This window comes from Streptomyces sp. NBC_01460 (assembly GCF_036227405.1).
Classification (GTDB): Bacteria; Actinomycetota; Actinomycetes; order Streptomycetales; family Streptomycetaceae; genus Streptomyces.
In genome coordinates, this window is sequence record NZ_CP109473.1 from 1,035,940 (window position 1) to 1,050,469 (window position 14,530).

General features: G+C 71.3%; 4 protein-coding genes. 1 reads left to right on the forward strand and 3 read right to left on the reverse strand.

Translation table 11 applies throughout. The features are described from left to right. Positions 1-9: 9 nt before the first annotated feature. From OG488_RS04570 to OG488_RS04580, 3 genes are all read right to left on the reverse strand, one after another. Positions 10-10,728, reverse strand: coding sequence for a non-ribosomal peptide synthetase (locus OG488_RS04570; RefSeq protein WP_329226156.1), 10,719 nt, complete (start codon positions 10,726-10,728; stop codon positions 10-12). Positions 10,729-10,807: 79 nt separating this feature from the next. Then, complete coding sequence (locus OG488_RS04575) at positions 10,808-11,005, reverse strand: hypothetical protein (RefSeq protein WP_329226157.1); 198 nt, start codon at positions 11,003-11,005, stop codon at positions 10,808-10,810. 414 nt (positions 11,006-11,419) lie between these two features. Continuing rightward, complete coding sequence (locus OG488_RS04580; RefSeq protein ID WP_329226158.1) at positions 11,420-13,297, reverse strand: hypothetical protein; 1,878 nt, start codon at positions 13,295-13,297, stop codon at positions 11,420-11,422. A 163-nt stretch (positions 13,298-13,460) separates the two neighbouring features. Here OG488_RS04580 and OG488_RS04585 point away from each other — a divergent pair, with 163 nt between their 5' ends. Next, complete coding sequence (locus OG488_RS04585; protein ID WP_329226160.1) at positions 13,461-14,465, forward strand: helix-turn-helix transcriptional regulator; 1,005 nt, start codon at positions 13,461-13,463, stop codon at positions 14,463-14,465. Positions 14,466-14,530: the final 65 nt, after the last annotated feature.

Below are 14,530 nucleotides of genomic sequence, written 5' to 3' on the forward strand. Positions count from 1 at the left end.
AGGCCGCGATCAGATCGCGAGCGCGGTCAGCTCTGCGGTGCGGGCGCGTAGCCGCTCCAGTTCGCCGCCCGGCGCCGCCGCCGGTTCCTGGACGTCGGCGGGCACGGCGTCCGGCGGCACGGCCGTGGGGAGGATGACGTCGTCGTCGCCCAGAACGATGCCCCGGTTGTTGAGCGCGGGACTGAATTTCATCAACGTCAGCCTGCTGACCGGCCCCGCGCACAGCCGTTCGATCGCCGCCGTCAGCTCGTCCGGCTGGATGAGCGGCGCCTGCGCTCCGACCACCGCGCCCCGCTCTCCCTCGGTGGGTGCGTTGTTGAAGCAGTAGCCCAGGTTCAGCACCTTGCCGGCAGCGCCGTGGTGGCGTTGCACCGTCAGTGCGAACGAATCGAGGAACGTGCAGGCGGCCGCGTAGTTCGCCTGCTTGATGGCTTTGAGGTAGGAGTTGATCGAGGACAGGAACAGCGCGAAATCGAGCGAGTCACCGCCGAACACCTGCATGCACCGGACGCTCGCGTCGACCTTGCCGCGCAGCACGTCCTCGAACTGCGTCTCGCTCATCCGGGCCAGGCTCGCCCCGGAGAACACGAGGCCCGAGTGGATGACGCCGTGCACCGCGCCGAACCGTCGTACGGTCTCGTCCTTCGCCGCGCGCAGGGACGCGAGGTCGGTGGCGTCGGACCGCAGGTACAGCGGCGCAGGTCCGTCCACGCCGGTCGCCCGAGCGATGGCGGCTTCGACTCGCGCGTCCTGCGGCCTGCGTCCGAGCCACACCACCTGGGCGCGGTACCGGCGGATCAGGTACGCGCTGATGGCCGTGCCAAGGGCGCCCGCCCCGCCGATGATGACGTAGGTGCCGCCCTGCCGCAGCCGGGACGACGTCGGCAGGGCCGGCTGAACGGCCATCAGCCGCTGCCCGTGCCACCGGCCGTCGCGGTGGATGCGCAGGTCCCCGTCCGGGTCCGCGGCCAGGTCGAGCACCGCGGCGAGAGAGGACGCGTCGTGGTCCTCGACGTCCACCACCCGCACCCGCCAGTCCGGGTACTCCTTCGCGGTCGACCCCGCCAGGCCGGCGACACCGGCGTGCGCCGGGTCGACGACCTCGGCCTCATGGACGGCGTGCGCCCGCTCGGTGATCAGGGTCAGGCCCAACGAGCGATCGCCGTACCCTGCGGCCAGAAGTGCCTTCACCGTGCGGAAGGCATGCAGCGAGCCGCTGGACTGGCCCTCGACGACGCTCGCACCGGACCGGTCGTCCACGGCTCCGGGCGCCACCCAGATCAGATGGTCGAGTTCCGGGACCGACCGGACGGACGTCTCCAGGTCGTCGTGCGTAGCCTGCGCCGGGTCCGCGACCACGTGCGCGCCCGGAAAACGCGCGACGAGAACGTCCCGCGCCTGCCCTGGGGACGCGATGATGCCCACCGACTCGGGACTCCGCGGCCACGTCACGGATTCCGTCTGCTGAAGGGGGTCCCACACCGGCATCAGCGTGACGGCACCGTCCGACGGGTCCGACGTGGCGCCGCCGTCCGCCCGGTCCCGGGTCTGCTCGGCTCGACGGCCGGCGATGCCTCGCAGACGCAGGCACACCGTGCCGTCGTCGGTCGCGAGGTCGATGTCGATCCGCTCCGCGCCGCGCGTGTCCTCGGCGCGACGTATCAGGGCCCACATCGTGGTCGCGCCGGGGGCGAGGACTTCGGCCGACTTGATGGCGAACACCAACCCGACCTGATCGTCGCCGTCGAGCAGTCGCATGCACTGCATCGCCGCGTCCACCAGCGCCGGGTGCAGACCGAGGCCGTCCATGGTTCCTGACGCCTCGCCAGGCAGCCGCAGTTCGGCGAGCACCGCGTTGTCGCCGCGGTGCACCGCCACGACCCCCTGGAACGTGGGGCCGTAGGCGATGCCGCGATCCCGCCACTCGGCGTAGAAGCGCAGGGGATCGAAGTCGGTGGACGGGAGATCGCGAAGCAGCGCGGGCAGATCGAGCGCCTGCGCAGCCGTCGGCTCCGCAGCGGACACCTCGCCCTGACAATGGAGGACAGGGTCGTCTCCGGCGGACTCTGCGGAGGACACGCTGAACCGGGTGACGTCGCCTTCCGCGCGAAGAGCCACCTGCAGTGTGCGCGGCACGCCCGGGACCGCGAGGGGTCGGAGGAAGACGATGTCGTCCAGGCGCACCGCGTCGCTCGCGGTCCGCCTCGCCGTCGCGGCGACCCACTGCAGATGCATGGCCCCCGGGGCGATCCCGGTTCCCTGCACCTGGTGTTCACGCAGGTAGAACTCGTCCCCGGTGAGGACAACCCCGTCGTGCCGCGGCCGATCGTCCGCCGGCGCGCGGACCGGCAGCGCATAGCGTTCCCGCTCGAAGGGATAGCCCGGCAGCGGAACGCGGCGGTAGCGGCTGTCGCGGAACAACTCGGCGAAATCCGGTGCCTCACCGTCAAGGAACCGCTGGGTGAGTGCCCCCAACCTGGAGTCCGCGCTCTGCGCCGGACTGTCCTGCCCGGAGAGCCAGGTGGTGCACAGGTTCTCCAGTTCTGCGATGTCCCGGACCACCCGTGCCCATCGGTGCCGCAGGTGCCTGCGGCCGAGCAGGAGTGTGTGGCTCACCTCGCCGACCTCGAGGTCAGGGTGCTCGCGGCAGTGGCGCGCGAGCCGGGCCACCTGTTCACGCAGGGCGTGCTCGGTCGCCGCCGACAGCGCGATCAACCGGGCCCCGTCCTGCCTGCTCCGCGGCGGCGTGGGCGGCTTCGACGCCTGCTCGATGACGGCGTGGGCGTTGGTCCCGCTCGCTCCGAGCGACGTGACCGCGGCGCGCCGCCTGCCGCCTTCCGGCACGTCCCACCGTCGCGGCTCCGTGTGTACGAAGAACGGGCTGCCGGCCAAGGTGACACTGGAGTTCGTCTCCGTGTGGTGGGGCAGACCGGGGATCACCTCGTGCCTCATCGCCAGCAGTGCCTTGATGACGCCGATCACGCCGGCCGCGGCCTGCGCGTGGCCGATGGAGGCCTTCGTCGAGCCGAGCGAGCAGAACCGCTCGGCGTCCGTGAAGCCGCGGAACGCGCGGTCGAGCGCCCGGAATTCCACCGGATCGCCGAGCTTGGTCCCGGTGCCGTGTGCCTCGACCAGCCCGATCCCCGCGGGGTCGATGTCGAAGTCCTGATAGATCTGCCGGATCAGCCGTTCCTGCGAGGTCCCGTTCGGCGCGACGATCCCGTTCGTCGTGCCGTTGTGGTTGATCCCGATCCCGCGGATCACGCCGTGGATGTGGTCGTCGTCCGCTTCGGCGTCCGAGAGCCGTTTGAGGATCAGGGCACCGACTCCCTCGGCGGGCACGAATCCGTCGGCCGCCTGGTCGAACGAGCGGGACCGGCCCGTCGGGGAAAGCATCCCGGCCCGCGACGCCGCCAGATACAGCCGCGGCGAGTTCTGGACGTAGACCCCGCCCGCGATCGCCGTGGTGACCTCGCCCGCCCACAGCGCCTGGCACGCCAGGTAGAGGGAGACCAGCGAGCTGGAGCACGCGGTGTCGACCGCGATCGCCGGCCCGTGCAGGTCCAGGTAGTACGCGATGCGGGACGGCACGAGCGAGTTCATGTTGCCCCACAGCGCCTGGCCCGGGTAGTCGGACGGCACCGTCATGTCCAGGTAGTCACCCGCGGCGCAGCCCACGTAGATACCGCACCGGTCGCGGTCGAGCGACTCGCCCGCGTGGCCCGCGTCCTCGAGCGCCCGCCACGCTTCCTGGAGGAACAGCCGCTGCTGCGGCTCCATGTAGACGGCCTCCGCACCGGAGATCCCGAAGAAGAGCGGGTCGAACTCGTCGACACCGTCCAGGAGACCGCCGTCCAGGCACACGCTGCCCAGCGACGCGAGGTCCCAGCGGGACACCTTCGAGACGGCGTCCCGGCCGGAGGCCATCAGGTCCCAGAACTCGTCGGCGTCCCGGGCGCCCGGGAACCGGCCGCTCATGCCGACGATCGCGACGGGCTCCCTGCCACCGGCCGACGGCCCGGACACCGCGGACGGCCCGGATACCGCGTACGGCTCAGGCACCGCGGACGGCTCGGATACCGCATACGGCTCAGGCACCACGGAAGGCTCAGGCACCGCGGAAGGCTCGGGCACCACGGAAGGCTCAGGCACCACGACGGCGGCGCCTTCCTCGTCGACGATGAAACTCGTCAGCCGCCTGATCGACGGGTTCTCGAACAGCACGCTCGGATCGAGGTCGGTGCTCAGCGACGCGTTGAGCCGGTGCACCAGGGAGACGCCGGTGAGCGAGTCCAGTCCGTAGTCGGCGAAGGGCTTGTCGGCCGCGAGTTCGTCCGCGGTCAGCTTCAGCGTCTCGGCGAGGATCCGCTCGACGGTCACCCGGACGTGCTCCGCGAGCGAACCGGGCGCGACAGGCTGCGGATCCCGGCGCGGGACGGGCGAACCGGCGCGCGCCAGCAGTACCTGCTGGCCCAGGTCACGGGCGGGCTCCGCCAGGAGTTCAACCGTGTCGAACCCGCACTCCCGCAACACTTCGCGCCACGCGTTCGAGGACAGCGCCGGTCCGCCCTGGATACGCCTTCCGTCCGTGAACCGCCACCACCCTTCGAGGAGCCCGAAGGTCAGGTGCGACCACCAGTCGTTCCGGGCCAGCTCGTTGAGTACGAGGACTCCGCCGGGCCGCAGCAGTGCTCTGGCATGACGCACGGCCTGCACGATGTCCTCGGTGGCGTGCAGGACGTTGTTGGCGATGACGATGTCGTAGTCGCCCACGGTAAGACCCTGTGCGCCGGGCTCCCGCTCCACGTCGAAGGTCGTGAAGGACACGTACGGCACGTGGCCGGCGAACCGCCGCTCCGCGTCGATCAGGAACGCCTTCGAAACGTCCGTATAGCGGTACTCGGCGAGGTCGCTGCCCTTCAGCCGGGCGAAGACGCGCTCGCTGGTGCTGCCCGTTCCCGCTCCGATCTCCAGCAGCCGGATCCCGCCGCGGCGGGTGTCCGCCTCGGCGCGCACCGCGCCGGCCGTCACGTCGTTGAAGTAGTCGGCCGTCGCGTTCCCCCGGTACGCCGGTTCGACCAGCTCGAACGAGCCGCCCGGGAACATGACCGCCGTGGCCTTCGTCCGCCCGGACAGGATCGCGGGCAAGGCCTCGATCATGCGCTCGGTCAGGCCGGTCTTGGCCGCCAGCTCCGCATCTTCGGCGTGGGCGTCCTTCCACGCGCGCCAGGTGCGCCACGCCTGTTCGAGGCCTGGCGCACTCTTCCTGGGTGCCACGCGTTCGCCCTCACGCACGAGTTCTCCGTGGCTCAGCAGCACGGTCACCGTATGGTCGAGCCACTGGGCGAAGGACGGCGTGATCCCTTGCCCGATCAGGTCGCTCAGGTCGCTCAGCTCGCCCAGGTCGCGACGAACGGGCACGTCGAAGAGACCCGCCGCCACGAGCTGTGCGAGCACGAGCGGGCGCGAGAGGCTGTCCATCTCGTCCGTGGCGGACGCGCGACCGGCCAGGAACGTCTCGACGCTCTCGGGCCCGGCCGCGGCCACGAGCAACGATCCCGCGTCGAGCGGGTCGGCGGCCCGGGGAACCGACACCGCCTCGGCAGTCGGCCAGTACCGTTTCGCAGCGAACGGATACGTCGGCAGGCTCACCCGCACCGGCGGGTTCGCGCCGTGGTGGACGTGCCAATCGACGTCGACGCCGTTGACCCACAGGGGCGCGATCTTCTCCCACTTCCCGTGTTCGAGCCACCCGGCGACCAGGTCCCGCAGTTCCCCGGGGCGATCGAAGAGGCCGAGCAGCTGGTCCTCAGGCCGTCGGGCCGTACCTTCGAACACCGTTCCGCGCGCCCCGCGCTCGACGTACTCCTGAAGGGTTGCGATCAGCCCGTCGACGTCGTTCACGACGAAGACCACTCGTTCGGTCATCGCCCGCCGCCCGACCTGCAGCGTGTACGCGAGCGACGCCAGATCGCCGCGCGCGTCCCGGTACCCCGGCAGGAACTCCAGAAGCTGCCGCGCGAGGACGCCGAGCCGCTCCCCGTCGCGGGCCGAGAGGACCACCGCGTGGGGTCCGGGGCGCCCTGGGGCCCGCGCACCGGTCGGCGCCTGTTCCAGTACGGCGTGCGCGTTGGTGCCGCCGATCCCGAAGGAGCTCAGTCCGGCCCGCGCGGGCTCGTCGCCGCCCAGCGGCAGATTCCGGTCGGCCACGAAGAACGGCGACTCGTCCCAGTCGATCTCCGAGCTCGGCACGTCGCAGTGCAGGGTCCGCGGAACCTCTCCGTTCTGCAAGGCCAGGGCCACCTTGATGAGGCCGGCGATCCCCGCGGCCGCGTCCAGGTGGCCGATGTTGCTCTTGACCGAGCCGATGCCGCAGTACTGGCTGCGTGCCGTGTGGTGCCGGTAGGCCTCGGTCAGAGCCGCGACCTCGATGGGATCGCCGAGCCTCGTGCCCGTGCCGTGCGCTTCGACGTAGCTGATCGTCGACGGGTCCACGCCCGCCTTGTCCAGCGCCTTGCGGATCACCTCGGTCTGGCCGCGCACACCGGGCGCGTAGAACCCTGCCTTGTCACCGCCGTCGTTGTTCACCGCGACGCCGCGGATCAGGCAGTAGATGTGATCGCCGGCAGCGATCGCCTCTCGGGCGCGCTTGAGGACGACCACGCCGACACCTTCACCGCCGGACATGCCGTCGGCACCGTCGGAGAACGCGCGGCTGCGCCCGTCGCTCGAGAAGTTCAGGCCCGGCTGGTGCACGTATCCCAGTTCCCCCGCGGAGAACAGGCTGGCCGCGCCGACGATCGCCTGGTCGGCATCGCCGGCCAGGAGTCCCTGGCAGGCCACGTGCACCGCGCTCAGCGCCGAGGAGCAGTTGGTGCTCACCGCCATGCTGGGGCCACGCAGGCGCAGCTTCGTGGAAATCATCGTGGGCACCGTGCCGCCTTGGGCGAACAGCCACGCGGCGTAGGTCTCGGAGCTCGCCAGGACCCGCGGGCCCGACGCGTTCGCCATCAGGGCCGGGAGCAGGGCCTGGTAGAAGTTCGTGCTCGTGGACGTCGTGACGCTGGTCCCGGGTACGTCCTCCGGGCGGTAACCGGCGTCCTCCAGCGCCTGCCACGCGTGCTGCAACAGCAGGCGTGCCTGTGGGTCCATGAACTCGGCGTCGCGGGGGGAGATGTCGAAGAAGGCTGCGTCGAACTCCGCCCTGCCGTCCACGACCGACCGCTGCGGCACGTATCCGGGTCGGGTGATCAGCTCCTCCGGCACTCCGAGCGCGCGCAGTTCCTCACCTGACCATGACGTGCCACCGCTGCGTCCTTCCACGAGCGCGGACCAGAACGCGCGGTGGTCCATGGCTCCCGGGAACCGGCAGGAGATGCCGATCACCGCGATCGAGTCATCGAGCGAGGCGTCGTCGGCCGCCGGAGTGGCACGGCGCGGATCAGGGGACTGCTCGGGCTCGACCGGCTGCGCAGCGGGTGCCTGCCGGGCAGGCAGCAGCCCCGTCAGGTGCCGGGCCATCGCCGCGACGGACGGGTGTGCGAAAACGCTGGTGGGGCGCAACGAGCAGCCGAACGCGCGGTTGATCCGCTCCACCGCTTCGATGGCCGCGAACGAGTCTCCGCCGATGTCGAAGAAGCCTGCGGCACGATCGACGTCACGCGCGCCGAGGACCTCCTCGAAAATCCCGCGCACGGTCCGCTCGGTGTCAGGCCGCTCGATGGCAGGCGCGGCCACCGGGCTGTCGGCGGCCTGGAGCGGCACCGCCTGGGCGGCCTCGGTCAGCTTCGCCCGGTCGATCTTGCCGTGCGCCGTGAGCGGAAAGGCGTCCAGGGCCACGAATGCGGCGGGCACCATGTAGGCGGGGAGGGTCTTGGCGAGTTCCGCGCGCAGCAGCGCGGCGTCGACCGGTGCGTCCCCGTTCCCGGTGCAGTAGGCCGTGAGCCTGTCCGACAGGCCGACGTGCTCGAGCAGCACGACGCTTCGGCCGATCTCCGGGCGGTCGTTGAGCACCGCCTCGATCTCACCGGGTTCGATGCGGTGGCCCCGCAGTTTGACCTGGTTGTCCATCCGGCCCAGGACGACGATCTCGCCGTTCGGCAGCCGGCGCGCGAGGTCACCGGTCCGGTACAGCCGTCCGGGAGCGAACGGGTTGTCCAGGAAGCGCTCGGCCGTCAACTCCGGCTTCCGGTGGTAGCCCAGGGCGACCCCGTCGCCTGCGATGTGAAGCTCGCCGGTCACGCCGACGGGCAGGGGACTCATGTTCTGGTCGAGGACGTACAGCTGGGTGTTGGCGATGGGGCTGCCGATGGTCACCGGCTCCTCACGACGCAGCCGCTTGGCCGCTGACCAGATGGTCGTCTCCGTCGGCCCGTACAGGTTCCAGGCCTCGCCGCGCGCCACGAGTTGGTCCTTCAGCCCGTCGGGTAACGCCTCGCCGCCGCACAGCACCTTGACGCCCTCGGTGTTCTGCCACCCGACGCGCACCAGCATGGCCCAGGTCGCCGGAGTGGCCTGCATGACGGTGGGCCGCCAGTCGGCGACCTTCTCGGCCAGCAGCGTGGCATCGGCGGCCGTGGCCTCTTCACAGACGCAGACCTGCCCGCCGGTGATCAGCGGGAGGTAGAGCTCCAGGGCGGCGATGTCGAAGCTGTGCGTGGTGAGGGCCAACAGCCGGTCGTCGGAGGCCACTCCCAGCGTGTCCGCCATGGCCAGCAGGAAATTGGTCAGCGCGGCGTGCGGGACCACGACGCCCTTGGGCTTCCCCGTGCTGCCCGAGGTGTAGATGACGTAGGCGGCTGGAGGCGTCGAGGCTCGCGCGTCCGGCGCGTCGGCGGACGTCTCCCCCGCCTCTGCCCGCACCTGGGCGACCTGATCATCCTGACGGTCCGTCGGATACAGTCTCGCCTTCGGCGTCCCCACGGCGGCCAGCCTGTCCATCACCGCCTCATGGCAGACGACGAGTTCCGCGCCACTGTCCTCGACCATGTAGGAGAGGCGTTCGGCCGGCAGTCGGCCGTCCAGGGGCAGGTACACCGCGCCGAGCCTCATGACGGCGAGGAGGGCCACGACAAGGTCGAGTGACCGTTCGTAGCAGACCCCTACGACGTCCCCGGGGCCGACGCCTTGACGCGTCAGCGTCTGTGCCAGCGCCGAGCTGCGGTCCGCGAGTTCGCGATAGGTGAGAGTCCGCTCCCCGCAGGTGACCGCCGGGGCGTCCGGGTTCGCCTCAGCCTGATCCGTGAAGAGGTCCCAGCACGTCCGATGCGCGGGGAAGTCGGCCTCGGTGCGGTTCCATGCCTCGACGACGAGGCGCCGTTCCTCGTCGCCGAGCAGCTTCAGCCTGCCTGTCGGCGACTGCCCGTCCGAGTCGAGGATGCTGTCCACCAGGGTGGCGAAATGCTGTGCCATGCCCGCGACGGCGTCGGCCGAGAAGGCGTCGGGGTGGTACTTCCAGTTCACCAGGAACCCGTCACCGGGAGCCACGTCCACCGTGAGGTCGTACTCACCCAGCTGGTACAGCCCGTCGACGAGCTCGAAGTCCGTCTCGCCGGTGGCGCGGGCCCGCTCGCCCAGGTATCCGGAGAGAGCGGAATCCTGATAGTTGTACACGATCTGGTAAACGGGCGACCGCGGATTCACGCCCCGGGCACCGAGATCACCCACGATCCGGTGGAACGGGTAGGTCCCGTGCTCGAGTACGTCGAGCACCGTGGACCGTACGCGCCGGGCGAAAGACGTGAACTCCTCGGAGGCGTCGGGCCTGCTCCGGACGGGCAGGGTGTTGACGAAGGAGCCGACGATCCGGTCGAAGTGTTCCGTCGGGCGCCCGGCCACCGGCATCCCGATGACGAGGTCCTCGCTGCCGGTGTACCGGTGCAGCAGGGTCAGGAAGGCCGTCAGGAAGAAGATCCCCGGGCTGATCCCATGGGAAGCGGTGAAGGCCGCGACGGCGGCGGTCCGCTCGTTCGGCAGCCGGCTGGTGTACACCTCGCCCACATGAGGCGCGTCAGGCGGCAGAGCCGCCTGCGAGGGTAACCCCGTGAGGACGTCCGCGCCGGCGAGCTCCCGCACCCAGAACTCGCGGTCCTCCTCAGCGCGCTCGCCGGCGAGTACGTCCCGCTCCCACGCGACGAACTCACCGAATGAGGCGGATCCCACCTCGATCGGCACGTCCCGCCCCTCGACCCGCGCCCGGTACGAGCCGAACAGCGTGTCGATGACGAGGCGCCCCGACACCCCGTCGATCACGAGGTGATGAACGACCAGCAGAACGTAGGCCTCGGACGCGGAGCGACGCAGGACGGCCAGCCTGGTCAAGGGGTCACCGGCCAGGTCGAACGGCCGCCTCGCGCTCTTCTTCAAGAAGTTCAGCACGTGACCGGACGGCACATGGGAGATGTCCACGTGGTCGACGACGAAACCGTCCGCATCTCCGTGGGACAGACGCGGTCCGTCATCCGTCTCGCGCACCGTGGCCGAGAGAAGCGGATGCCGGGAAAGCGTGTCGCGGAATGCGGCCTGAAGCGCCGCGGTGTCCACGTCCGCAGACGAGAAGCACAGGGGAACGTTGTACGCGTACGTCTCCGGCTCCATCTTGGCAAGCACCCACAGGCCGCGCTGCCCCTCGGACAAGGGAATGTCCACGCGTCTGTCGAGTTCGGCCAGTACCCCCGTCGTCGACATCTCACCGTCGGCGTACATGCGGGCGAGCGTGAGCAGGTTCATGACGGACTCCCTCCTGCCACGCCACCCGGGCATGACGCTGCGGCACCGGCACCGGCTCCGGATTCCGGGGGGCCGAAGATCAATGGGTCGTGTGATCCGGCGTCAGCTGCTCGACCGGATCCCGGGCGGTGGTGTCGAACGACTCGGGACGGTCTGGCGGCTTCGGCACGCTCACCAGCGCGTCGGCCAGGTCGTGGGGCCGGCCGTGGTGGGTACAGGCGCACGTGCGGATCGAGCCGAGATCGGCGCGGGACACCAGGGTGCCGCAGTGGGCCACGAGCCGGTGCGGGCGCGGATCCGGGCGAACACACGGCCCCGCTCCTGACGGCAGCGTTCCGCATCGGTGAACCCGGCATGGTCCACCCGTCCGCCCTCGGTGTCGACGAGCCCCGGGAGATCGGTCGAACGCGACATCCCGGCCGGGCGCTCGAGGCCTGCGCGCAGCATCGAACAGCAGGCGCCCACGGATCTGGCCGTCGGTGTCATGACAATCAGTATGGCCTGCGGAGCGTTGCGTGTTCTCGCGTTCGCTCGATGTGGGGCACATCACTTATCGGTCCGGCCGACCGGACGGGACCGGCGCTCGAAGATCCGCTCACCCCTGGCTCCGTGCGGACGGTCTTCGGATCGACGGCGGAGCGGCTCGGGGCCGGAGCCGTCGCGGACTTCCCTCGCCACCGGTGTGCAGGACTCAGTCCGCCGCCAGCCGTTGTCCGAGAAGGTCCAGTCCGTGCCGGAGCCGGCGGAAGTAGGTGGCCCGGCTCATGTGGAGCCGGAGTGCCAGTTGCTGATGGGTCTGCCGGCGTCCGAGGTAGTAGTGCAGCAGGATCTGCCCGGCCTCGGCGTCTTCGGGTGCGTCGCTGTCCGCCAAGGTGCGCACCCCCTCCCGCAGCGCCTTCCGCAGATCCTCCGCCGTCCCCGTACCCGGGGAGCGCAGCAGCGGGCTGTGCGCCAGCCAGGCGAGGTCGGTGAGGTGCGCGAGTGCCTGTCCCACGTCGCGGCCGGTGGCCGAGGGGCCGCCCGGCCCCGGCCCGAGGGCGAGCCGCTCCACCCAGTCGGCGATCGCGTCCTGCTCGAAGTCCTGGCTGTAGATCTCGGGTTTCCGGCCGCACCGGTAGACGTCGTCGGTGGTGGTGCCGTGCTGGTGGAAACGTAAGCTCGTCAGGAGGTGCTGGTAGCGCGGGCTCGGCGTGGAGACCGTCAGCAGCAGGCTGTTGGCCATGACCTGGTGCAGCAGGTCCCGCAGCAACCGCGCGTGCAGTCCGCGCTCCGGGCAGTACGCGGCCCCGAGGACCAGGGACCGGGCCCGCTGCCCGCCCATCAGCCGGTCGGTGTGCTGCTGGAGCAGGGGTTCCATGCTGCCGACGGTGCGGTCGGCGACGCGGACCAGACCCATGACACCCACGGCCCGGCCGTCGCGGTCCCGGGCCATCCGGAAGCCGGCGGGGTCGTCGTGCAGCCACCGTTCCACCAGGCGTTCCGTGCGCCGGGTGTCCATGCCTCCCTGCCGGGCCCACTGGTGCATCAGCCCGCCGATGTCGTCGGCGTCGCCCGGGGTCGCGGTCTGGATCGCGCCGTCGCCGGCGCTCGCCGGGAACAGCGTCTCGCGTATGACGGTGTCGTCGATGAGGGCCATGGTTCCCTCGGCGAGCCGCCCCTTGCGGGCGACGCTCGCCTCCGCGGCCAGCTGCCGCCTCCGATGGGCGTGCGCGCGGGACCGTACACCGTGGTGGGCGGCGGGCTGCCGCCACCGATGGGCCTGTTCGAACACGGCGCGGAACGGTTCCAGGACGGTCAGACCGAGTTCCGTACGGGTCACGAGACTGAGCCGGCCCAGGGTGTCGAAGAGCTCCCGGCCCTCTCCGAGGAGTTCCCGGTCTCCGCCCCAGACCACGGCGAGCTTGTCCAGGGCGCGCTGCCACCCGTGGGCGGGCCGCTCGCGCGAGAGCCGCTCGGTGATCTCCTGCACGACCTGGTCGGCGACGGCCCCGGGGGCGTCCGGCGAGGCGCCCGCGTGCAGGGCCCGGCAGGCCGCGCAGGCGACCAGCGGGTTGCCCCCGGCCATGCGGACGACCAGGTCCCGTGCCACCGGGTCGGCCAGTTGGGCGCCGGCCGCCAGCCGGGCGATCCGGTCGTCGGACCACGGCGCGGTCTCGATCACAGCCGCTCCCGAGAGCGTCCAGCCGGGCTGGGCCAGTAAGGACCGTCGGCTCACCAGAAGCAGGGGTGCGGCGGGCGCTTCGCGCGGGAGCCGCACGTGCTCCAGCGCCGCGAGGGCCTCCGGGCCGTCGGCGCCGTCCAGCACCAGCGACCGGGTGGTGGGCTCGGCGAGCGCGTCCCGCACCGCGTCCGTGGCGTCAGCGCGGGACAGGTCCAGCACGCGTGCCGACGACAGGCGTGACACCAGCCACGACTTGCCGCTCCCGAGCGGCCCCGTCAGGTTGACCAGCCGGTGGCGGCCCATGGCCACCCGCAGGACGTCGGGCGTCGCCCGAGCCGGTGCACCGGTCGCCGCCGCCTCGGTCATGACGTCTCCCACCACGCGTCCCGCAGGCCCTTCGTCGATCACGGCGACACCCTATTGACCGGGCTCCGCGACGAGAAGACCGCGAACCGGACAGGCCTCTGAGACTCCTGTGAGACCGCTGTGGGACTCCACCGCCCGGGGGCGGTGGCTAGCGTGGGTCGGTGATCGCACCGGGCGACCGGACCGAGCTTCTCAGGGGGGCCACATGAACACCAACAGCATGTCCGTACTCGGTCTGACCAGCATCGAGGAGGACGTCTACCGCCACTTCCTGCGGAATCCCGGAACATCGGAGGGTGAGGTCCCCAGGCCGTCAGCCGGCGATCGGGAGAGCGGAGTGCGAGCCGTCGCGCGGCTCCGGGAGCTGCGCCTGCTGCACGGGGACGAGGCGAACACCTGGGCCGTGGATCCCGTCGTCGCCGTGCCCCGGCTGGCCGGGGAGCAACTGGACACGGCGCACCGGACGATGCGTCAGCTCGTCGACGTACGACCGATCCTGCGGTCCCTGCGGCATGAAGGGCCGGTGCTCGGGACCGCTGCTCCGGGAGAGGGCGCCGCCGCCCTGTTCCGGCTGGAGGACCTGCGGGAGGTACGCGCCCGGGTGGGCCAACTGGCCTTCGGCGCACGGTCGGAGGTGCTCGCGGCCGACCCCTGCGACGCCCTGGCGCCGGAGAGCGCCGGCTATGCCCGGCACCTCGACCTGGGGCGGCTGAGCAGGACGGTGCGCGTACGGGTCCTCGTGCGGGCGACGGCGCTCGCGGACGCCGGGAGTCTCGACCGAATGCGGCACCTGCACGTCGGCGGGGCCGCCATCAGGGTCGCGGACGAACTGCGCGAGACGGTCCTCGTCTACGACCGGCACGCGGCGCTGGTGCCCATCGACGCCCGCGACACCGGGCGCGGCGCCCTGTACACCGAGGAGAGCGGGCTGGTGAGCAGCTTGGTCGGCCTCTTCGAGCGGCTGTGGGCCACCGCGACCGACTTCGCCGACCTGGTGACGGCGGACACGGGGCAGGTCGCCCGGCTCACCGACACCCAGCGCCTGGTGATCACCGCCATGTGCGCCGTCAGCAAGGACGAGACGGGCGCCAGGCAGGCCCGGATGTCCCTCCGCACCTACCGGCGGCACATCTCCGACGTACTGAGTCTGCTGGGCGCCTGCAACCGGGCTCAGGCCGCGCTGCTCGCGCGTGAGCGCGGCTGGGTGTGAGCGTGCCGCCCGGGGCCGGGTGACCGTCCGGACCGGGCAGTCACAGGGCCGCCCGTCGGCGGCCC